The sequence below is a fragment of the Streptomyces sp. NK08204 genome (assembly GCF_020400585.1).
GTDB lineage: Bacteria > Actinomycetota > Actinomycetes > Streptomycetales > Streptomycetaceae > Streptomyces.
Window position 1 is genome coordinate 161,611 of record NZ_JAINVF010000011.1, and the last position, 20,439, is coordinate 182,049.

Below are 20,439 nucleotides of genomic sequence, written 5' to 3' on the forward strand. Positions count from 1 at the left end.
GTTTTCCCATGACCGGGGCTGGGCACCCGATGCCCATGGCGACGCGTCCGGTTCCGGTGCGAACCATCCTCGCCACCATCGGCCTGGTGCTCGCCGCCTACGTCGTACTCGACCTGGTGGTCCAGGCTCGCCGGGTCCTGATCTGGGCGGTCATCGCGTTGTTCCTGGCCGTCTCCCTTCATCCGGCGGTCGAAGCCCTGCAGCGACGGGTGCCGCGGTGCCGACGATCGGTGGCCGCCTTGCTGGTCTTCCTGGCCGCGGCCGCGGCCGTCTGCGCGGTGGTCGCCCTGTTCGTCATCCCCCTGGCCCAGGAGGGAAGCCGGTTCGCCGGTCGCCTACCCGCGATGATCAGGGACACCCAGGCCGGCCGCGGGCCAGTCGGCAACCTGCTGGAACGGACGCACGCTCTGCAGTATGTCCAGCACCATCAGGCGCAGATCCACGCGTTCGCCACCGGACTGAGCACGCCCGTCGCGAAGTTCCTCCGCGGTGCAGCGAGCACCGCGGCAGGCATCGTCACCATTTTCGTGCTGGCCTATCTGATGGTGCTGGAGGGCCCCAAGGCCATAGACCGGTCCCTGGCCCTCGTGGCCGAGGCGCCCGCGGCCCGCATACGCCGCGTCGGAGTCGCGTGCGCCCGTACCGTCAACGGCTATCTGACCGGGAACTTGCTGATCAGCGTCATCTGCGGGCTTCTGACCTACGTCGTGCTGCTGGTTTCCGGAGTGCCGTTCGCCGGCCTGCTGGCCCTCTTCGTCGCCGTGACCGACCTTATTCCCCTGGTGGGAGCCACCATAGGAGCCGTCGTCGCTTCCGCAGTGGCGTTCGTCCACTCCCTGCCGGCCGGCATTGGGGCCGTCATCTTCTTCATCGTCTATCAGCTGGCCGAAAACCACCTCCTGCAACCGGTCATCCTGTCTCGGACGGTGAAACTCAACCCCCTCACCGTGCTGTTGGCCACCCTGATCGCCGCCGAAGTCGCCGGAATCCTCGGTGCCCTGCTGGCGATTCCCGTCACCGGCATCATCCAGGTCGTCCTCGGTGACATCTGGGCTCACCGCGGCGGTCGGTCACCGGGACCGCCGACACGGACAGACAACAGCCCCGAGCACGCAGACCGCTCCGACGCCCCCGAATAACGGGCTGAAGGAATCCGGCAGCCCAAGCGCCACGAGGAGTTCGCTCAGGTCGACGACTGCGCCTTTCTGACCGAACACCTCGGCTGCCGCTGCGGTTGGTCACCGGAGGGCTTCTCCGCCCAGTTGGGCGCGCCGCACGACGCCGGCGTCGCCGTCATGGCCGCGCCCACTACGATGCGCGCGAAGTACCTCCGCCGGCCGACGGCCCGCGGAGGTGCGTGATGTCGCCGCTCGCCGGCGCCCGATCGGTCCGGCTCCGCAGGTCAGTGCTGGGCGTGCGGACGTGCGTGGAACAAGGGGCGCCGCTGGGGGGCCGTGCCGGCAGCCAGATGACCGATCTCGACACGTGTCCTGATGGCGCGGACCACTTCGGTCAGACCGACGACGATGGCCATGACGCCCACTACCAGCGTGAGTGTCGCGATGGAGGCGAACGGCATGACGATCATCACGATGCCGGCCATGGTGCCGATGATGCCGAAGGCCACGTGCCAGCCGCGCGCCGGCATGGTCTGATCGGAGGCCGCCGCGACCGTCTCCAAGGTGCCCCGCAGCAGCCAGCTGAAGCCGATCCACAGGGCGAGCAGGAAGACCGACTCGAGGGGGCCCCGGAAGCAGATCAGTCCCAACAGGACGGAGACCGCGCCGGTGATGAAGTGCAGTACGCGAAGGTGCCGGGGGACGTGGGTGCCGAAGGCGGCGGCGAGTTGGAAGGCACCGGTGGCCAGCAGGTAGACGCCGAAGAGCACGCCGACGACGCGTAGCGTCTCGCCCGGCCAGACCAGGGCGATGACGCCCAGGGCGATGGTGGCGAGGCCCATGGTGAGCAGGATCTGCCAGCCCATGTTCGCCAGAGCGGTGATGCCTTCGACCGCAGGACCTTCTTGTGGTTCGGTGCCACGTGGCGGAACGAAACCGGGGGAATCGGAAGAAGATGTCATGGCACCTACCTCCTTCTGTGAGCACCGTCGTCACATCACTACATGTCCATCGTCACCCGATCAGTCTCATCTCGCTCGGCAGGGAGGGCAGGGGACCGTGGCGCATGCGGTGTTCCGGGCAAGCTCCTCCGTCCTGCGGGAGCCGGGGTGCGTTTCCGCCGGACCGTCCGATGCCGGCGGCCAGGCACAGTCGTGGTGTCCCGTTCGGGTGAACGACGGCATTCACGTGTGGGGGGTGATGACGGCACGTCCTTGGATCCTGCCGTCGTGCAGGAGCTGGTAAGCCTCGTTCGCGCGTTGCAGGGGGAAGTGCTCGACCAGCACCTTGATCTTTTCCTGCTGGGCGAGCGTGATCACATCCATCAGTTCGGTGAGGGAGCCCCAGTAGGGCGAGGCGACCGAGCACTCGTGCGGCGGGCTGGAGAAGTCGACGGGCAGGGCTCCGCCGCCGAGTCCGACAATGGTCAGGTGCCCGAGCACCCTGGCCACCCGGGCAGCCATCCGCAGGGTCGCGTCCATGCCCACCATGTCCAGCACGAGCTGGGCGCCCTGCTGCGCCGTCATGTCCCTGATGCGCGCGATCGCCTCGTTGCCAGAGAGCAGAGCTTCCTCGGCGCCCAAGCGCTGGGCGGTCTCCAGCTTGCCGGCGTCGGTGTCCACAGCGACGACGGTGGTCGCCGCGCTGAGCGCGCGCAGGATCTGGATGGTCATCTGGCCCAGACCGCCGGCCCCGATCACGACCGCGGTCGAGCCCGGTCCCAGTAGGTGCAGCGACCGCTTCACAGCGTGATAGCCGGTCAGTCCGGCGTCGCTGAGCGGGGCGGCCTGGCGGGGGTCGAGGGCGCCGAGCGGAATCAGGTAGCGCACCGCCGGGACCAGCAGGTACTCGGCCATGCCGCCGTCGTGTCCACCGCGCAGGCCCGGACCCTCACCCGCGCGCTTCTGGCAGTAGTTCTCCTGGCCCCGACGGCAGTTGGCGCACCCTCCGCAGCCCCAGGCGCCGTAGACGATCACAGGGTCCCCGGGCTCGAACCCAGTGACGCCCGGTCCCAGCTGCTCCACCCACCCGGCGTTCTCGTGCCCGAGCGTGAAGGGCAGATTCGTGAAGCCGGGCAGCGGTCCGGGTGCCTGCATGATGTGCAGATCGGAGTGGCAGGCACCGGCACCCGCGACCTTCACCAGGACCTGGCCAGGGCCGGGCCTGGGTACCGGCACCTCGCGCAGCTCGGGCGGTTGCCGCCAGCCGACGAGTTGAAGAGCCCGCATGGCGATCCTTTACGCGACGCTGGTCAGTCGCGGATGCCGTCGATGTCGACGAGGACGTGCCGCGGCCCCCGGAAGATCTGGTTGTGCCGGTACGGCGGCGGGTCCTCGACCAGCCGGGGGTTCTGCACCCGGCGGACGAACTCGCCGACCGCAATCTGGACCTCGAGTCGCGCGAGCGGGGCGCCGAAGCAGAAGTGGATGCCCTGGCTGAATCCGAGGTGCTGGTTGTCGCGGCGCTCGAGGTCGAGCTCGTCGGGGTCGGTGAACCGTTCCGGGTCGCGGTTGGCCGAGCCGTACGCCAGGAAGATCGGCGCTCCCTTGGGGATGGTGGTGCCGGCGATGTCGATGTCCTCCACGGCGGAGCGGGTGTGCCAGAACTGCACCGACGACTCGTAGCGCAGCAGTTCCTCCACCCCGGGCACGATCAGGTCGGGCCGGCGGCGCAGCTTCTCCAGCGCGTCGGGGTGGCGCAGCAGGGTGAGCACGCTGTGGGCGATGAGGTTGACCGTGGTTTCGTGTCCCGCGAAGATCAGGAGCAGGGCATTGCTCGCGAGCACCCCCTTGGACATCCGTCCCTCCGGGCCGTCCTCGTTCACCAGCGCGGAGAGCATGCCCGGGCCGGGCTGCCGGGCGTAACGGTCGAGCAGCTCGCCGGCGAACTGCCCGAACTCCTGCACGGCCTGGCGCCCCCCGGCCTGCCTGCTCCGTATCTCTTCGGAGGCGGCTTCCGGACCGAAGTCCAAAGCGTCCAGAGCCGTTTCGATCCACTGGTGGAAGCGCGGCTCGTCCTCCAGCGGCACGCCCAGCACCTTGCAGATCACCGTCACCGGCAAGGGGTAGGCGAAGTCGTCGACGGCGTCGATCCGGGTCTTGCCCTTCATGTCGTCCAGGAGGCCGCCGACGATGCGGCGGATCTCGGGCTCCAGGTCGGATATCAGGTCAGGCGCATGAGGCGGCCCGACGAAGTGCGGCATCATCGTCCGGCGGTCCCGATCGTGCTCGGGCGGATCGCAGGTGATGATGTTCGGCTCGGTCAGCGCTTCCCTGATCGGCTCGTCCACCGGCTCGGCCGGGCCCTCTGCCTGGGTCACGGCCGGGACGGGACATTTCCTCGGGTCCGAACTGACCCGGGGGTCGTGCAGCAGCGCGACGATCTCCCGGTAGGTACTGACGACATAGGTACCGTCCGGCTGCCGCGCCACCGGTTGCTTGCGCAGTTCCTCGTAGAACGGGTACGGGTTGGCGCGGTTGGCGTAGCGGAGGGCCTGCTGCCAGGGGGTTTCCTCGACCACGAGGCTTCACTCCCTCTTCTCTAGTCGATGCTGTCCGCCCCGACGCGCGCGTCAGTGGTGGCGCGGCCGGAACTCGGCCGTCCGCTCGCTCGGGACGTGTCCGGTCAGGACGACGTCGGGGATCGCCGTCGGGACCCTTGGGTCCGGGAACTCGGCCGGCATCGGTTTCGTGTCGGCGGGCTGGTCCCAGCCCGCCGGTGGAGGCGGGAAGGGACCGGATTGCTCGATCAACTTCCCGTAGTGCTCCAGCCACTTGCCGTGATCGAAGGTGACGGCGGCGACGATGCGGCCCCGGTGACCGTAGGCCGCAGCGAAACGGCGCTCCTCGACCGATCCCTGGGTGAAGACGATCTCGTCACCGAAAGGCGGCACGCCGACGGACTTGATGTTCACGCCGAACTGACCGGACCAGAAGCCGGGCAGCAGCAGATGCGGACGATAGTGGGGCTCCAGGTTCACCATGTTGTGCGCCGCTACCTCCGCACCGAAAACAGCGTTGTCCCAGTGCTCCATCGCCAGGAACTGGTACTCGTAGAGCACATGCGGCGCACGCGCCACGTCCCCTGCCACGTAGATGCTGTCGGTGACCACACCGTTGATGTCGAAGGCGCGGCCACCGGCATCGCACCCGACACCCCAGAAACCGGCCGCCAGCCCCGAGCCCTTCAGCCATTCCACGTTGCGGATCGACCCCAGCGAGGCCACCACCACATCGGCGTCGACAGTGGCTCCGTCAGACATGTGCGCCCGCCGCACATGTCCTTCGGAGTCGCCCTCCAGCGATGACACGCCCAGCCCGCAGCGCAGGTCCACGCCGTGATCACGCTGCATCTGCGCGGCGATCTCCCCGATCACCCCGCCCAGCGCACCGACCAGCGGCGCCGAACCCCGCTCGACGACGGTCACCGGGATGTCGAGCTCCCGGCACACTGAGGCCACTTCGGACCCGATGAACCCGGCGCCGATGACCAGGACCCGCGACGGCGGCTCAGCCAGCTCCTTCTGCAGCTGCGCGGCATCGTCACGCGAGCGAATCGTGTGCACCCCGTGCAGCGCCGCCTCGGCCGGGTTCGGCCACTGCCGCGCGCGGGTGCCCGTCGCGATCAGCAACCGGTCGTACGGAACCTGCTCCCCGTCGGCCAGGGACACCTGCTTGGTCGCACGGTCCAGCCCGACGGCGGCCACTCCGAGCCGCCAGTCCGCGTCCACTTCTCGCATGCGGGGCAGCTTCGTGTGGTCGGCCGGCACCCAGCCCTTGAGCACCTGTTTGGACAGCGGCGGACGGTCGTAGGGCTCGTACGGCTCGTCCCCGATGATGGTCAGGGAACCGGTGAAGCCCTCCTCGCGCAGGGTCTCCGCGGCCCGCAGCCCGGCCAGAGAGGCACCCACGATGACGATTCGGCCGCTGGCCCGGAACTCCCGGACCAGCTCCGCGACCGTTGCCCGCAGAGTCATGGCGCCTCGCCCCGCTTCGCGCCGTCCAAGCGGTCGATCACGATCGCCTGCACCGGGCACGCCGCAGCAGCTCGCTCGACCTGCAGGCGCCGCTCGTCGTCGGGGTTCGGCTCATAGGTGAGCGCCTCCTGACCGTTCAACCTGAAGACCTCGTGCGCCAGATACACGCATTGCGCGTATCCCTGGCACCGATTCAGGTCCACGACGATCCGCATGGGCAGACTCCTTCCGCTCTGCCTCCGCCCCACGGCGACCATCGACCCGGTCATGCAGCCTCGATCATGAAGCCCAGGGCCGGTTTCTCAAGCCTCCCGTCAGGCGACGGGGCCGGATGCCCCACCCGCCGCCCCGGCCAGGCCACCGAATGAGCAGGTTCGGTCCGGTTCGCTGCGCCGCTTCCTTCACCGTGACGCTTGTCGGCTGTGAGCGTGAGCGTGGGCGCGGGCGTAACCAGAAGGAGGCGCTGCATCGACGGTGTCGGCATCAGGGTGTGCCCCGGTCGTCACGCCCTAAAAAAATACTCGTCCCGCCTTCCGGCGATCGCAAACCCGCCTCTGCGGCGAACTGGATGCATCCGTGGCTTCGAGCCCTTACTCCCCGGGCTGAGGCGATCTCCGGGCCGCTGAAGTTACCGATCACCAGGCCCGCTCCGGCCGCCGTCCCGCCAACCCGCCAACCCGACCGCGTCCTGGCGCTTGCGCCGAGTGGACACACACTGCTGTGGCCAGGGCGAGGAAGGCCGGCGTGCCGAGGGGACGGCGACGGGCAGCTCGCGCTGAAGAGCGCCATCTGTTGGCGCTCGCGCCAGCCGGTCAACGGTTACCTTCGCCACTTCGACATTTCCATACGTCGTATGGTAACAATGAAAACGCGCTTCCATACGACGTATGGAACTGCTCGCTCGGACCACGCCGGGCGTCATACATCGCCTGACAGAACCGCCGTTGGCGCAGATCACCCCCCTCGGGAAGGAAAGATCATGAACAAGCTCGCGAAGCGCATCGCCCTCGCTGTCTCCTCCGTCGCGGTCGCCGGTGCCGCCGTCCTCGGTGCCGGTGGCACCGCTTCGGCCGCGCCCCTTGCGTCCACGCACGCCCAGCGCCCGACCGACGGGGCCGTGGCCGCTGATTACAGCTGGGACCACGGTGTCGGCTACCTGCTCGAGCGGGGCTATTCCTGCGACGAGACCCGCGGCTGGCACCGGGACCGCCACGGCAGCGATTCGACCCGGCACGACTGCGACGGGCTCTACTACCGCGATGGTCACTTCTACCGCTGGGAGGACGAGGGACACGGCTGGACGTCGACAGGTCCTACCGCCACGACGGGAACCGCTGCGAGCACGACGGCGGGGGCAGGCACCACCATGACGTGAGCCGCGACGACCGGTGAGACGGGTATCGGCCATGTGTGCAAGCAGTTCCCCTCGGCCCTGTCCCTGCCGGCGGCGGGGATCCGTCTGGCGGTCGGGGGGCGGCGTCCCCGACCGGCGGCCGAGTGAGTGCAGCGCCACTCCTCATGCGGTGCGCCGGTGCCCCCCGGCGCCCGCGCCCTGCCGTACCGCCTCCGCCCGCGCTGCCTCTTCGCCACAGGCCGGTGTGAGGCACTGCCGAGCCATACCCGGGAGCGCAAGCCGATGAAGAAGTTCCTGAAGGTCGTAGAACGGCGAGTGGCCGTGCAGCCGGTCGTCTCGCACGTCTACTCGTTGCCCCTCTGCGTACGTCTGCGCTGCGAGCCCGCTGATCCCTATGTCGTCCGTGCCGCCTTCTTCGTCGACTGTGACGAGCCGGTCGAACGGATCCTGGGGCGGGATCTTCCGGCTGACGGGCTGGAGGGTTCCGCAGGCCACGCGGACGTCCGGATCTGGTCGGCCGCAGGGCGGGGTGACGAATCGATCTACATCGCCCTCGGGTCTGCCGCAGGCACCGCTTGCTCGAGGTCCCCGTGCAGGACATCTCGTCCTCCCTTCAGGACACCCAGGCTCTGGTGCCACGGGGGACCGAGTTCGGACTCATCGACCGCGATGCCTAACTGGCACACCTCCTCCCCCGAGGCTGACCACCGACCATCCATGCTCAGAAGTAAAGGAACCACTGGCATGTCCCAGTACCAGCTTCGCGTCTACACCCTGTGCAGCTCTGACGCGCTCTCCGCCTACGAGAAAATCTGGGCCCAGCACATTCCCGGTATGGCCAAGCACCGGATCACCACCCACGGCGTCTGGACGGGGCCCGCGGCGCCCGGAAACGAAACCCCCCGGCTCTACGCCCTCGTTTCCTACAGGGACACCGACGACGTGCGGGAACGACTGGAGGCGTACCTGTCGAGTCCTGAGTTCCGGGCGGACATGGAGGGCTTCGACACCAGCCAGATCGTCGGCCTCGACGAAACCCTGCTGACGCCCACCGCGGACTCACCCTTGCGCTGACGGTCGGCCTGCGACGAGTGACGCGGCCAGAAGGGCCGGTGCCGGCAGTGGTGGCCTCGACTGCTCCCGTCGGCCGGGCGCCTTTGCGGCGGCACGAAGAACTGCTCCTGCGGGTGTCCTCGTGCCGACCGCCACCGGTCCTCGCAGTAACCACGTCTCTGTGCAGCTCCTTTGAATCCGACGACAGCCCGTCCGATGGCCCTCCCCGGACGACTCGAAGCACCAGGAGTAAGACCCGATGAAGTCATGGAGAACTGTGATCCAGGGGCTACCTGTGAAGCTTGTCGGCGTGCATGCGACGTCCTTGCCCGTGCTCATGAATCTGCGGTACGAGCCGAGTGATCCCTATGTGGTCCATGCCGCATTCACCACCGATGTCGACAGCGACGAGCCGGTGGAATGGATCATCGGGCGCGATTTGCTGATCGACGGCCTGGAGGGCCCCGCCGGCGAGGGAGACGTTCGCATATGGCCCGCCGGCGAGGAGGGCTGCCGCGACTTGTACGTCCTTCTCAACCCGCCGTCCGGTACGGCCCTGCTCAAGGCCCCAGCGCAGGAATTCAAGGCGTTCCTGCAGGAAACGGAGGCAGTGGTGCCCCGGGGGGCCGAGCTCGGCCACAGCGACTTCGACCGCTTGCTGGCTCACCTCCTCGCCGGAGGGTGAGTCCCGTCAGGGTGCGACCTGATGCAGGCACACGGACGTCTGCGCCTCGGTGTTCACCGCCATGGTGAGTGGATGTCCGCAGCCGTGGCGTCGAGGGCGGCCGGGCCGAAGCCAGCCTCGGTCAGGATGTTCGCCGCGACTCCGCGGCCGACCCGCCCCGGTGAGACCAGCCGCCGCGCAGCAGCAACCCGCAACCTGCGTCGCAGCGCCCGCCTTCCCGCGCTCCATAGCGCGCCGCTCATCGGCAGGCTCCGCCGCAGGGACACACATGAAGACGTTCGGTACGTCGTCGTGGTGCGCCCTGCAGCGAAAGACTGGCCGCCGTTTGTCCGCATCGCGCTCGCCTCGCAAGCCCGCTGGTGGACGACGGCCGAGTTGCGGTCAGCCGTAGTGCTGGCCGAGCCTGCTGAACCGCTCGACTCATGGACGGCTACCGGGACGGGCGGCTGCCCGATGAAGAGATCTCGCTTGAGTGAGCGGCTTCAACGCCGACCGTGCGCACGTCGGGCCCCGCTCCCCGAACCCTGACGGGCTGTACACGCCGGTGCAGCGTAACGTCGTCTTGTGGACTTCCCTGCGGACAGTCTCGTGTCCCGTGCCGCGTGCGAGGTCAGCCTGCGGGCAAACCAGCTGATCCATGACGTCGAGCGGTGCCTGCAGCGTGAAGTTGCCGAGGCCTGGGAAGACCCCGTGACGCCGGCGGCGCCAACGAGGTGTGGCTCAAAGGCCGGCGGCCCGGCCGTCCCGTTCGCCGGTGAGCCGGCTTTCCAGACCGGTGATCAGCGTGTCCATCACGAGGCGGAACATGTGGTCCTGGTCAGGACCTTCAGGGGCTGTGTCCGCAGAGTGCGGGTCTGTGTCCCCGTCACCGTCTTCACCATCGTCGAAGCCGGGGGGCTTGAGGGTCGACCACTGGCGGAGCGAGCCGTTGAGTTCGGCGGCGAGGACACCGATGACGACGGCGACCATCAGCGCCGCGATCTCCGAGACCTCTGACTGCGGAACCCCGGCAGCCTCCACGATCGCGGTGAGCTCGGTCCAGAACGGGTCGTCGGGCTGGATGAAGTCGGGCTGGTGGCTGAACGAGTAGGCCATCAGTTCGGGGTGACGGTGCGCCAGGGTCCGGAAGTCCGTTGCGAGCAGGCGGATGCGCTCCTGCCAGGGCGCATCCTCCAGCGTCACGGTGCGGAACTGGGCGCCGACCATTCTCGTCACGCCGCGCAGCACCGCTTCCTTGTTCGGCACGTGGTGGTACAGCGACATCGGGTTCGCGTCGAGCACGGTCGCGAGCTTGCGCATGGTGAGCGCCTCGACCCCGTCCTCGTCGATGAGCCGCAGGGCGGCGGCGTAGATCCCGGCCTCGGTCAGAGGCACGTCCCTCTTCCTCGTTCCCCGCGGGGGACGCCTCACCTTCTTTTCCATACCTCGTACGGTATCAGTTTCGTACGTCGTATGGAAATGACCTGAATCACAGCGCCCACCAGGGCGACCGGGCTTGCCTCAAGTTTCCATACGCCGTACGGTACCAATTCCATACGGCGTATGTTTCCGTACGGCGCCACGGCATCGACCTGAGCAGCGCGCCCTTGCCCATCCCCCTCCCGCAGAGGAGCAAGCCATGACCACGCACTCCGCGAACGACCTTCGCCCCATCCGGTCCCCGCGTGGGATCCCTCTCCTCGGCAACACGCCGCAGATCCCCGACACCAATCCGGTGGAGTACTTCGGTGAGCTGTCCAAGCAGTTCCCCGAGGGCATCTACGGCATGGACATCGCCGGCATCGAGCAGGTCTTCGTCTACGACCCGGACCTGGTGGCCGAGGTCTGCGACGAGACGCGGTTCTTCAAGCAGATCGACAAGACGCCGCTGCACCACGTCCGGGACTTCGCCGGCGCCGGCCTGTTCACGGCCCACCAGTACGAAGAGGAATGGGGCATGGCACACCGCGTCCTGCTCCCGGCGTTCAGTCAGCGGGCCATGAGGGCTTACTTCGGGCAGATGCTGGAGATCGCCCAGGACCTGGCGGGCAAGTGGGAGCGCCGGGAGGGGCAGCCGGTCAACATTACCGACGACTACACCCGCCTGACGCTGGACACCATCGCCCTGTCGGGGTTCGGCTACCGGTTCAGGTCCTTCGACAAGGAGGAGCTGCACCCCTTCCTCAACGCGCTGCTGGGCGCGCTGGTGGAGTCGCTGCGGCGCTCGCAGGAGCTGCCGATGATGACCAAGCTGCGCAAGGCGGACGACCGGAAGTACCGCGGCAACATCCGTCTGATGCAGGACTTGGTCGAGAGCGTGATCAAGGAGCGCCGCGAGGGGAAGGGCACCGGTGAGGAGGACCTGCTGGGTCTGATGCTGGAGGCCACCGACCCGGAGACCGGCAAGTTGCTGGCCGACGACAACGTCCGCGACCAGGTGCTGACGTTCCTGATCGCCGGGCACGAGACCACCAGTGGTCTGCTGGCGTTCGCCACCTACTCGCTGATGCGCAACCCGCACGTCCTGGCCCAGGCGTACGCCGAGGTGGACCGCCTGCTGCCAGGTGACACGGTCCCGGACTACGACACGATCATGCAGCTGGACGTCATCCCGCGGATCCTGGAGGAGACGCTGCGCCTGTGGGCTCCGATCCCGGCGTTCGGCAAGGCCCCGCTGGAGGACACCGTGATCGGCGGCCACTACCAGCTCAAGAAGGGCACGCAGGTCATGATTCTCGAAGGCCCGCTGCACACCCATCCCAAGGCATGGGAGCGTCCGGAGGAGTTCGACATCGACCGGTGGCTGCCGGAGAACCGGGCCCAGCAGCACCCGCACGCCTACAAGCCGTTCGGCAACGGCGTACGCGCCTGCATCGGCCGGCAGTTCGCGCTCACCGAGGCCCGCCTGGCCCTGGCGCTGGTGCTGCAGAAGTTCAAGCTCTCGGACACCAGCGACTACAAGATGGACGTGCGGGAGGCGCTGACGCGCAAGCCCGGCAACTTCGAGCTGATCGTCCGCCGTCGTCAGGAACACGAGCGCACCGTCTTCGGCGCCGCGGACCTGCAGCCCGGCGACACGCAGGCGCAGGCAGCGGTCAGCGGTGTCGGTGTGAACCTGACCGTCGCCTACGGCTCCAGCCTCGGCTCATGCGAGGACCTGGCCCGCACCATCGCCGACCGCGGCGAGCGCTCCGGCTTCGGCACCACCCTCATCGGCCTGGACGAGCTGGGTGACAACCTGCCCTCCGAGGGCCTGCTCGCCGTCGTCGCCGCCAGCTACAACGGCAAGGCTCCCGACAACGCCCAGCGCTTCGACGATCTGCTCGCCGCCGGGCTGCCCGAGGGCTCGCTGGCGAATGTGCGGTTCGCGCTGCTGGGCGCCGGCAACACCCAGTGGGTGGCCACCTACCAGGCATTCCCCAAGCGGATCGAGGAAGGTCTGCTGGCCGCCGGCGCCACCCCGGTCGTCGAGCGCGGCATCGCGGACGCCGCCGGTGACTTCGACGGCATGGCCACGCGGTGGATGGACAACCTGTGGGCCACCCTGGCCGAGGAGTACGCCGCCGACACCTCCCAGGCGAGCGGCCCCCGCTACCAGGTCCAGCTGCTCACCGAGTCCGACGTGCGCCCCGCCATCGTCTCCGAGCAGGCGTACCCGCTCACGGTGGTGGCCAACGAGGAACTCGTGGCCGACGCGACCGGACTGTGGGACTTCAGCATCGAGCCGCCGCGCCCGTCCGCGAAGTCCATCACCTTCGAGCTGCCCGAGGGCGTCACCTACGACACCGGCAACCACCTGGCCGTCTTCGCCAAGAACGAACTCGACCTGGTGGAGCGCGCGCTGAGGCGGCTCGGCGTCGACTACGACCAGGTGCTCCGGCTCGACCAGCCGGCCGGTGGCCGCACCCACCTGCCGGTCGGCACCCCGGTCACCGCCGGCATCCTGCTCACCGAGTTCCTGGAGCTGCAGGACGTGGCCACCCGGTCCCAGATACAGACGCTCGCCGAGTACACCGAGTGCCCGTGGACCCGGCCGCAGCTCCAGGCGTACACCGCCGAAACGGAGGAGGCCGAGGAGCGCTACCAGAAGGAGATCCTCGGCAAGCGCATCTCGGTGCTGGGCCTGCTGGAGCGCTTCGAGGCGGTCGAGCTGCCGCTGGCCGTGTTCCTGGAGATGATGGGCCCCATCCGTCCTCGCTTCTACTCCATCTCCTCCGCCCCGTCGGCCAACCCGCGCCAGGTGCGCCTGACCGTCGGCCTGCTGGAGGGCCCGGCCCTGTCCGGCGACGGCCAGTACCGCGGCACCTGCTCCTCCTACATCGCGGCCCTTGAGCCCGGTGACGTCGTGTACGGCTACGTCCGCGTGCCCTCCCCGACGTTCGCCCCGCCTGCCGACCCCGCCACGCCGCTGATCCTCATCGGCCCCGGCACCGGCATCGCGCCGCTGCGCGGCTTCCTGGAGGAGCGGGCGACACAGCACGCGAACGGCACCCAGGTGGGCGTGTCGCAGGTGTTCGTCGGCTGCCGCCACCCGGAGCACGACTACTTCTACCGCCAGGAGATGCAGGACTGGGAGCACGCCGGCATCGCCCAGGTGCACACCGCCTACTCGGCGGTGACCGGCCACCCGGCCCGGTTCGTGCAGAACGCCATCGCCCATGCGGCCGACACGGTGTGGCAGGCCATCGAGGACGGCGCGTACATCTACGTCTGCGGTGACGGCCGCCGCATGGCCCCCGCCGTCCGCGAGGCACTCGCCGCCATCCACCGCCAGAAGACCGGCAGCGACGACGAGACCGCCCAGCAGTGGCTCGCCCAGCTCGAAGCGGACGAGCGCTACCAGCAGGACGTCTTCGCCTGACCGTCGCACGCCGTCAAGGCGCGCTGCCCCCCAGCCGCCGGGAGGCGTGCGGACGTCCTGCCTCCCCCGCACACCTCCCGGCCCCACCAGCCCTTCAGCAACCACATGGCACCCATGGCCCGAACCACCGGGCCGTGCCGCTCACAGAAAGCAGATCACCATGGACACCATGCTCGCCGGACGCTTCCACCTGGACAGCAAGAAGTTCGCCGTGGAAGAGGTCCCGATCCCCGTACCGGGCCCGGGCGAGGTCCTCATCGAGGTCAAGGCCGCAGGCGTCTGCCTCTCCGACGTCCACCTGCTCGACGGCTCCCTCGTCCCGCTGTTCGCCACCTCCGACACGGTCACCGTCGGCCACGAGGTCTCCGGCGTCATCCACACGCTCGGCCCCGACCTCAAGCGCGGCCTGACCGTCGGCACCCGCGTCACCCTGGAGGCCGGCAAGACCTGCGGCACGTGCGCCGGATGCGTGCGCCACCGCCCCTGCACCCAGATGCTCACCGCCGGCATCGACTACGACGGCGGCTGGGCCGAGTACGTGATCGCCCGCGAGGACACCCTCGTCCCCATCCCCGACAGCCTCCCCTTCGACCAGGCCGCGATCATCCCCGACGCGGTCTCCACCCCCTACGCCGCCGTCGTCGCCACCGCCGGCGTCCGTGCCGCCCAGTCCGTCGGCGTCTGGGGCGTGGGCGGAGTCGGCGCCCACAACGTACGCCTCGCCCGCCTGGTCGGCGCCGCCCCGATCATCGCCGTCGACCCGCTGCCCAGCGCCCGCGAGCGCGCCCTGGCCTTCGGCGCGGACCTCGCGCTCGACCCGGCGGCCCCCGACTTCGCCGACCAGATCCGCGCAGCCACCGGCGGACGCGGCCTCGACTTCGCCTTCGACTGCGCCGGCGTCCCCGCCGTGCGCGACCAGGCCGCCTCCGTGCTCGGCCTGTGCGGCTCCCTCATCCTGGTGGGCATCACACCCCGGCCACTGACCATCACCGAGGGCCTGACCTTCAACTACCTGCAGAAGCAGGTGCGCGGCCACTACGGCGGCTTCCCCGAGTCCGTCTCCGAGCTGGTGCAGCTGACCGCGGCCGGCCGCCTCGATCTGGCCCCCTCCATCACCGACCACATCCCGCTCGTCGAGGCCGCCGACGCCGTCCACCGACTGGAGAACAAGATCGGCGACCCGATCCGCCTCATCCTCGTCCCCTGACGCCCGTCAGCAGGACGACAAGCCGCCCTGGGCAGGGGTGAGTGGGCTCCGGTGCGTGAGGGAGCACCAGCGCCCACGGCTTTCCGGCAACCGTGGAGAGAAAGAACCATGCAGACGACCGACACCCCGGGCCGTACTGTGCAGCGCAAGGATGCTCACTCCAACCGCCGACGCATCCTCGCGACCGCCCGGCGGAAACTGCGGGAGGACCCGGACGCGAGTCTCGACAGCATCTCTCAGGCAGCCGGCGTCGCCCGGCGCACCCTCTACGGACACTTCCCCAGCCGGCATGCGCTGATCGCCGACCTGACACGGGAAGCAGGCCATGCACTCCGGCAGGCGTTCGCCGGAGCCCGTAGCGCGGATGCCGACCCGGTCGAGGCGATGACACGGATGGTGCTGGCGGCATGGACGGTGGGCGACCACTACCGCGTGCTCATCGCCCTGGGGCGCCGCCACCCGAGAGAGACAGCGATCCGCGCCACCCTGGCCCCGGCCCGCGAAGAGGCCGTCGCGACCCTACGACGCGGTCAGCGCGAAGGCGTCTTCGCGGAGCACCTTCCAGCACCCGTCCTCGCCCGAGCACTGGAGGCACTCATGCTGGCCCTCGCCGAGGAGAACGCCGCATGCCCATGGGCGGACCCTACCGGTGAGGCCGCGGCAACCGCATTCCTCGTCGCCGCCGGCGTAGCACCACAGAGGGCCGCGCTTCAGGTCCAGGAGGTCATCGGGGCAGACCGGGCAGCGGGCGACGGGTGACCTCGTGGGCGTCGTCCGCGGCGAGGCCGAGCATGCGCAGGACCATCTCGGCCAGGTCGGAGGCGGCCTCGTCGCCGTCGAGGTCCGGGCGGTCCAGCCGGAGAGCCACCAGGGAGAGCAGGGTGCCGCCCAGAGCGGACAGGGCGATGGTCGCGTTGCCGCAGGTGAAACGGCCTGATGCGATGCCGATCTCCAGGTCGCGCAGGGCGCGTGGGGCGAGGCCGCGGTCGGAGTGGATGTGGGCCAAGCCGCGGTCGCGGAGGATCCGCATGAGTTCCGGGTGGGAGTCGGCCATCCGGGCGGTGAGCCGGAAGCCGGCCGCGACCAGCTCGGCCGGGTCGTCGACGCCTTCCACGCGCGCGTCGACGACCTGCCCGAACTCCTCCAGGGCGTCCGTCACCGCCGCGTCGAACAGCTCCGTCTTCGACTCGAAGTGGTTGTAGAAGGACCCGAAGCCGACATCGGCGCGCTCGGCGATGGCCTGGATGCTCGCGCTCGTGTCCCCGGTTTCCGCGAGGATCTGCCGGGCCGCGCGGACGAACGCCTGGCGGGTCTCGGCACGGCGTCGCTCGAAGCGGTTCTTGGGCGGGGCTGACGTCGGCATGCGGCCCAGTGTAACCGCCGCGACGATGACACTGCCATTACTGATGAGATCCTCAATTATTTGGGCTACATCTATTGACGATGAGAAACGGCAGAGTTGATGATTTCCTCATTACGGCAGTGTTGCTTGGAGGACACCATGTCCCACATCCCCGTTGACAAGGGCGGTCCTCTGACGCCCCACCAAGACCTTCACAGTGAGCAGGGCGCCCTGCGCGGTGAACACCCCGGACGAGCCCGGAATCCGGTGATCAAAGTGGCGGATCTGGCCTGGCTCGAGTTCGAGAAGCCGGACCTGGACCGGGCCGAGGTGTTCGCCCGTGACTTCGGATTCGCCGTCGCCGCCCGCACCGAGCGGGAACTGTGGCTGCGCGGCACCTTCGCGGGCTCCCCCTGCATGGTCATCCGCCGCGGGCCGGCATCCCGCTTCATCGGGGCGGCGTTCCGCGCGGCCGAACGAGGCGATCTGGACCGGCTCGCCCGCGCGACCGGTAGTGAGGTCCGGGACATCGACGTACCCGGCGGCGGACAGTCGGTCACCCTGCTCGATCCCTCCGGCTTCCCGGTCCGGGTCGTGCACTGCGCCGAGCAGCTGCCCGCTCTGCCCGGGCAGCAGCCCCTGATCATCAACACCGGAGTCGCAGGCCGTCGTACGAACGCCACCCAGCGGCCGCCCCGCGAGCCGTCGCGTATTCAGCGGCTCGGCCACGTGGTGCTGGAGACACGCGTGTTCATACGGGCCCTGGACTGGTACCTGGACACCCTGGGGATGATCGTGTCCGACTTCCTCTTCCTGGACGGGCAGCGCCAACGCGGGCCGACCATGGCCTTCATCCGCTGCGACCAGGGCAGCACGCCCGTGGACCACCACACCCTCGCCCTGCATCTGGGGCCCGGCACCGGCTACGTCCACTCCGCCTACCAGGTCACCGACCTCGACGCGATCGCCGCCGGCGGGGAGTACCTGGCCGAACGCGGCTACCGGCGCAGCTGGGGCATCGGCCGGCACATCCAGGGCAGCCAGCTCTTCGACTACTGGCGCGACCCCGACCGCTTCATGCTGGAGCACTTCGCCGACGGCGACCTGTTCTCCTGCGACCTCGAACCCGGATGGGCGCCGATGTCGGCGAGCGGCCTCGCGCAGTGGGGGCCGCCTGTCACCCGCGACTTCCTGGGCGCCAACCCCTCCCCCGCCAAGCTCCGCGAGGTCATGACGGCCCTGCGCGGCGACAACGAACTCGACCCCGCACGCCTGCTGGGCCTGATGAAAGCGATGAGCTCATGAGCACCAACGTTCTGCGCACCCCCGACGGCTGGTGGGCCGTCCGGGACGAGCGCGCCGTCCGCATCGAGACCAAGGCGGTCACCACCGCCGAGCTGATCGCCGACCGGGACGCGGTCCGCGACGCCGGTGCCTCCGACGACAGCGGCACGCCCGTCGCCGACCTGGTGGCGCTGCCTCCGGTCACCACCCCTTGCCGGGTGGTGGCCCAGATGGTCAACTACCGCAGCCACGCCAAGGATTCGGGCTTCACTGGTGACATCCCGCCCACCTTCTTCCGCAAGGCGTCCGGCTCGGTCAGCGGTCCGCACGAGACGATCGTCCGCCCCGCGCACGTGAAGTTCCTCGACTACGAGGTCGAACTCGGCCTCGTGATGGGTGCGCCGCTGCCGGTGGGCACCGTCGTGGAGGAGCAGGACCTGCCGCGTTACGTCGCCGGGCTCGTCCTCACCAACGACGTCAGCGCCCGCGACGTCCAGCTGACCAAGACACAGTTCTACGAGAGCAAGTCCTACCCGACCTTCACGCCGACGGGGCCGTACCTGGCCCTGCTGGAGCCCGAGGACTTCGCACGTCTGATCGACCTGCGGCTGCGGCTGTCGGTCAACGGCGTACCGCGCCAGGACCGCACCCTCGCGGACATGATCGTACGACCGGCGCAGGCGCTCACGTTGCTCGCCCGCTTCCAGACCCTCGACGCGGGCGACCTGCTGCTCACCGGCACACCCGGCGGCACCGCCCTGAAGGCCCCGCCCAAGCCGGCCGAGAAAATCGCCGCCCTGCTGCCGCCCGCACTGAAGTGGAAGGCGTTCTTCAAGGGCCAGGCCAAGAACCCCCGCTACCTGCAGAACGGTGACCTCGTCACCGCCACCATCGCCACCCCCGACGGGCGCATCGACCTGGGCGAGCAGCGGACCGCTGTGGCGGACGCGACGTGAGCGCCGCATCCCGGAGGCCGGTGGTCATCATCGGTGCGGGGCCCGTCGGAGTCACGGCGGCGCTCCTGCTCGCCCGGTACGGGGTGCGCAGCCTGCTCCTCGAACGCCACCGGGACATCTACCCGCTGCCGCGTGCCGTCGTCGTGGACGACGAGGTGCGGCGGATCCTGCAGAGCGTCGGTGTCCACGAGGAGTTCGCCGCCCTCGCCCGTCCGGCGCCCGGGTTGCGGCTGCTGGACGCCCGGCGCCGCGTGATCGCCGAGTTCCCGCGGTCCCTGCACGGACACCACGGCTTCCCGCAGACCAGCATGTTCGACCAGCCGGAGCTGGAACGGCTGCTGCGCGACGCCCTGGCCCGCCGTCCCGAGTGCGAGCTGTGGGGCGGGGTGGAGGTCGTGTCCGTCACCCAGGACAGCGGCGGATCGCCCGCTGCCGCGGGTCCGGTGCGGGTGACCTTCCGCCGCGACGGCAGCAACGAGGACGAGCACGTGTGGGCCGATGCGGTCCTCGGCTGCGACGGCGCCGGCAGCCTCACCCGCGACGCCATCGGCGCCGTATGGGAGGACCTGCACTTCGAGGAGAGCTGGCGGGTCATCGACGTACGCACCAGCCTCCCGGTGCGCACCTGGGAAGGCGCCGAGCAGATCTGCTGCCCCACCCGGCCGGCCACCTTCATGCGAGTCGGCGAAGACCGCTACCGCTGGGAGTTCCGGCTGGCCGAGGGCGAGTCCTTGGACGGCCCGGAAGGGCTGGAGCAGCTGCGCGAACTGGTCGCCCCCTGGGTTGACCTGCCGTCCGCTGCCCACGGGGGCGACGACTTCGAGGTGATCCGGCAGGCGCAGTACACCTTCCGGGCCCGTCTCGCCGACCGGTGGCGCCGGGGACGCGTCTTCCTGCTGGGCGACGCCGCCCACCTCACCCCGCCCTTCATCGGGCAGGGGCTGTGCGCGGGCCTGCGCGACGCCCGCAACCTCACCTGGAAACTCGCCCGCGTCCTTCAGGAGGGCGCAGACGACCGACTGCTGGACACCTACCAGCAGGAGCGCAGGCCGCACGCCCGCCACGTGATCCGCCTCGCGGTCGCCGTCGGCTGGGCCATGACCGGCGGACAGGACCGCGCTGCGGCCATCCGCCGGGCCGTGGTGGGCGCGGCGTGCCGCATCCCCGGCGTGACCGCGGCGGTGAGCCGCGACCTCAGCCCCGCGCTGACCGCCGGCCCGCTCGTACGGCGCCGCCCCCGGCTGACCGGCCGTTCACTGGCCGGCGCCTTCTGCCCACAACCCTGGGTGCTGTACGACGGCAGGCGAGAGCGCCTCGACGACATCCTCGGGGACTCCTTCGCCGTACTGACCACCGTGCCGCCCACCCCGCGCATGACGGGCGTGGCCACGGCCCTGGGCGCATCCGTGATCCATGTCGACGACCTGGACGACGACGGCACCCTGGCCGCCTGGCTGGCACACGGCCGGGCCGACGCCGCCCTGCTGCGCCCCGACCGCGTCGTACTGGACACCGTCCCCACCGGCACCGGCGACTTCACCGACGCCGCCGCCTGGGCTCCCGTGCTGCACACGGCCCGCCGCCCCGCCGAAGCCCCGCCCGCACCCTGACGAGGAACACCACAC

General features: G+C 69.6%; 17 protein-coding genes and 1 pseudogene. 11 read left to right on the forward strand and 7 right to left on the reverse strand.

Translation table 11 applies throughout. The features are described 5' to 3' along the window. The first annotated feature begins 35 nt into the window (after nt 1-35). On the forward strand, nt 36-1,139 hold the full coding sequence (locus K7G59_RS19165) for an AI-2E family transporter (protein ID WP_225835824.1): 1,104 nt from the start codon (nt 36-38) through the stop codon (nt 1,137-1,139). Nucleotides 1,140-1,402: 263 nt separating this feature from the next. Here the strand turns inward: K7G59_RS19165 and K7G59_RS19170 are convergent, their stop codons facing one another. The 5 genes from K7G59_RS19170 to K7G59_RS19190 form a co-directional block, all read right to left on the reverse strand. After that, the gene (locus K7G59_RS19170) at nt 1,403-2,080 is read right to left on the reverse strand and encodes an HdeD family acid-resistance protein (protein WP_225835825.1); all 678 of its coding nucleotides are present in this window, start codon (nt 2,078-2,080) and stop codon (nt 1,403-1,405) included. Between the two features lie 222 nt (nt 2,081-2,302). Then, a complete protein-coding gene (locus K7G59_RS19175) occupies nt 2,303-3,346 on the reverse strand; it encodes an NAD(P)-dependent alcohol dehydrogenase (RefSeq protein ID WP_225835826.1) in 1,044 nt (347 codons plus the stop codon). A gap of 23 nt (nt 3,347-3,369) precedes the next feature. Then, nucleotides 3,370-4,638: a cytochrome P450 gene (locus K7G59_RS19180; protein WP_225835827.1), complete on the reverse strand. Its 1,269-nt coding sequence runs from the start codon at nt 4,636-4,638 to the stop codon at nt 3,370-3,372. A gap of 51 nt (nt 4,639-4,689) precedes the next feature. Beyond that, nucleotides 4,690-6,093, reverse strand: a complete 1,404-nt coding sequence (locus tag K7G59_RS19185) for an NAD(P)/FAD-dependent oxidoreductase (RefSeq protein WP_225835828.1) — start codon at nt 6,091-6,093, stop codon at nt 4,690-4,692. Continuing rightward, the gene (locus K7G59_RS19190; RefSeq protein WP_225835830.1) at nt 6,090-6,308 is read right to left on the reverse strand and encodes a ferredoxin; all 219 of its coding nucleotides are present in this window, start codon (nt 6,306-6,308) and stop codon (nt 6,090-6,092) included. The genes K7G59_RS19185 and K7G59_RS19190 overlap by 4 nt, the downstream gene beginning before the upstream one ends. Before the next feature lie 764 nt (nt 6,309-7,072). Between K7G59_RS19190 and K7G59_RS19195 the strand changes: the two genes are divergently transcribed. The 4 genes and pseudogenes from K7G59_RS19195 to K7G59_RS19210 all read left to right on the forward strand — a co-directional run bounded on the left by K7G59_RS19195 (nt 7,073) and on the right by K7G59_RS19210 (nt 9,185). Continuing rightward, nucleotides 7,073-7,468 carry a hypothetical protein gene (locus K7G59_RS19195; protein WP_225835832.1) on the forward strand — a complete coding sequence of 132 codons (396 nt, stop codon included), beginning with the start codon at nt 7,073-7,075 and terminating at the stop codon, nt 7,466-7,468. 261 nt (nt 7,469-7,729) lie between these two features. Beyond that, nucleotides 7,730-7,975 (forward strand): annotated as a pseudogene (locus K7G59_RS19200) (SsgA family sporulation/cell division regulator); the annotation flags it as partial. A 216-nt stretch (nt 7,976-8,191) separates the two neighbouring features. Then, nucleotides 8,192-8,521, forward strand: a complete 330-nt coding sequence (locus K7G59_RS19205) for an NIPSNAP family protein (RefSeq protein WP_225835945.1) — start codon at nt 8,192-8,194, stop codon at nt 8,519-8,521. A 274-nt stretch (nt 8,522-8,795) separates the two neighbouring features. Next, nucleotides 8,796-9,185: an SsgA family sporulation/cell division regulator gene (locus tag K7G59_RS19210; RefSeq protein WP_225835834.1), complete on the forward strand. Its 390-nt coding sequence runs from the start codon at nt 8,796-8,798 to the stop codon at nt 9,183-9,185. Between the two features lie 720 nt (nt 9,186-9,905). Here K7G59_RS19210 and K7G59_RS19215 read toward each other — a convergent pair. Beyond that, nucleotides 9,906-10,559, reverse strand: coding sequence for a TetR/AcrR family transcriptional regulator (locus K7G59_RS19215; protein ID WP_225835836.1), 654 nt, complete (start codon nt 10,557-10,559; stop codon nt 9,906-9,908). Between the two features lie 244 nt (nt 10,560-10,803). Between K7G59_RS19215 and K7G59_RS19220 the strand changes: the two genes are divergently transcribed. The 3 genes from K7G59_RS19220 (at nt 10,804) to K7G59_RS19230 (ending at nt 15,991) form a co-directional block, all read left to right on the forward strand. Continuing rightward, nucleotides 10,804-14,025, forward strand: coding sequence for a bifunctional cytochrome P450/NADPH--P450 reductase (locus tag K7G59_RS19220; RefSeq protein ID WP_225835839.1), 3,222 nt, complete (start codon nt 10,804-10,806; stop codon nt 14,023-14,025). Between the two features lie 160 nt (nt 14,026-14,185). Beyond that, the gene (locus tag K7G59_RS19225; RefSeq protein WP_225835841.1) at nt 14,186-15,232 is read left to right on the forward strand and encodes a zinc-binding dehydrogenase; all 1,047 of its coding nucleotides are present in this window, start codon (nt 14,186-14,188) and stop codon (nt 15,230-15,232) included. A 108-nt stretch (nt 15,233-15,340) separates the two neighbouring features. Next, nucleotides 15,341-15,991, forward strand: coding sequence for a TetR/AcrR family transcriptional regulator (locus tag K7G59_RS19230; RefSeq protein ID WP_225835843.1), 651 nt, complete (start codon nt 15,341-15,343; stop codon nt 15,989-15,991). Here the strand turns inward: K7G59_RS19230 and K7G59_RS19235 are convergent. Next, nucleotides 15,957-16,595, reverse strand: coding sequence for a TetR/AcrR family transcriptional regulator (locus K7G59_RS19235; protein WP_225835846.1), 639 nt, complete (start codon nt 16,593-16,595; stop codon nt 15,957-15,959). The two genes, K7G59_RS19230 and K7G59_RS19235, sit on opposite strands and share 35 nt — an antisense overlap. 138 nt (nt 16,596-16,733) lie before the next feature. Between K7G59_RS19235 and K7G59_RS19240 the strand changes: the two genes are divergently transcribed. From K7G59_RS19240 to K7G59_RS19250, 3 genes are read left to right on the forward strand one after another with little or no spacing between them, the layout of a single operon-like run. After that, on the forward strand, nt 16,734-17,879 hold the full coding sequence (locus K7G59_RS19240; protein ID WP_225835848.1) for a VOC family protein: 1,146 nt from the start codon (nt 16,734-16,736) through the stop codon (nt 17,877-17,879). Then, entirely contained in the window at nt 17,876-18,814 is a 939-nt protein-coding gene (locus K7G59_RS19245) for a fumarylacetoacetate hydrolase family protein (protein ID WP_225835850.1), read from the forward strand. Before K7G59_RS19240 ends, K7G59_RS19245 begins: the two co-directional genes overlap by 4 nt. Then, on the forward strand, nt 18,811-20,424 hold the full coding sequence (locus tag K7G59_RS19250; protein ID WP_225835852.1) for a bifunctional 3-(3-hydroxy-phenyl)propionate/3-hydroxycinnamic acid hydroxylase: 1,614 nt from the start codon (nt 18,811-18,813) through the stop codon (nt 20,422-20,424). The genes K7G59_RS19245 and K7G59_RS19250 overlap by 4 nt, the downstream gene beginning before the upstream one ends. Nucleotides 20,425-20,439: the final 15 nt, after the last annotated feature.

What these genes read in the sequence shown, in the direction of transcription:
- K7G59_RS19230 (WP_225835843.1), top strand. Translation starts at nt 15,341, where the DNA reads ATGCAGACGACCGACACCCCGGGCCGTACTGTGCAGCGCAAGGATGCT.
- K7G59_RS19165 (WP_225835824.1), top strand. Translation starts at nt 36, where the DNA reads ATGGCGACGCGTCCGGTTCCGGTGCGAACCATCCTCGCCACCATCGGC.
- K7G59_RS19185 (WP_225835828.1), bottom strand. Translation starts at nt 6,093, where the DNA reads ATGACTCTGCGGGCAACGGTCGCGGAGCTGGTCCGGGAGTTCCGGGCC.
- K7G59_RS19170 (WP_225835825.1), bottom strand. Translation starts at nt 2,080, where the DNA reads ATGACATCTTCTTCCGATTCCCCCGGTTTCGTTCCGCCACGTGGCACC.
- K7G59_RS19175 (WP_225835826.1), bottom strand. Translation starts at nt 3,346, where the DNA reads ATGCGGGCTCTTCAACTCGTCGGCTGGCGGCAACCGCCCGAGCTGCGC.
- K7G59_RS19225 (WP_225835841.1), top strand. Translation starts at nt 14,186, where the DNA reads ATGGACACCATGCTCGCCGGACGCTTCCACCTGGACAGCAAGAAGTTC.
- K7G59_RS19220 (WP_225835839.1), top strand. Translation starts at nt 10,804, where the DNA reads ATGACCACGCACTCCGCGAACGACCTTCGCCCCATCCGGTCCCCGCGT.
- K7G59_RS19235 (WP_225835846.1), bottom strand. Translation starts at nt 16,595, where the DNA reads ATGCCGACGTCAGCCCCGCCCAAGAACCGCTTCGAGCGACGCCGTGCC.
- K7G59_RS19240 (WP_225835848.1), top strand. Translation starts at nt 16,734, where the DNA reads ATGTCCCACATCCCCGTTGACAAGGGCGGTCCTCTGACGCCCCACCAA.
- K7G59_RS19245 (WP_225835850.1), top strand. Translation starts at nt 17,876, where the DNA reads ATGAGCACCAACGTTCTGCGCACCCCCGACGGCTGGTGGGCCGTCCGG.
- K7G59_RS19195 (WP_225835832.1), top strand. Translation starts at nt 7,073, where the DNA reads ATGAACAAGCTCGCGAAGCGCATCGCCCTCGCTGTCTCCTCCGTCGCG.
- K7G59_RS19190 (WP_225835830.1), bottom strand. Translation starts at nt 6,308, where the DNA reads ATGCGGATCGTCGTGGACCTGAATCGGTGCCAGGGATACGCGCAATGC.
- K7G59_RS19205 (WP_225835945.1), top strand. Translation starts at nt 8,192, where the DNA reads ATGTCCCAGTACCAGCTTCGCGTCTACACCCTGTGCAGCTCTGACGCG.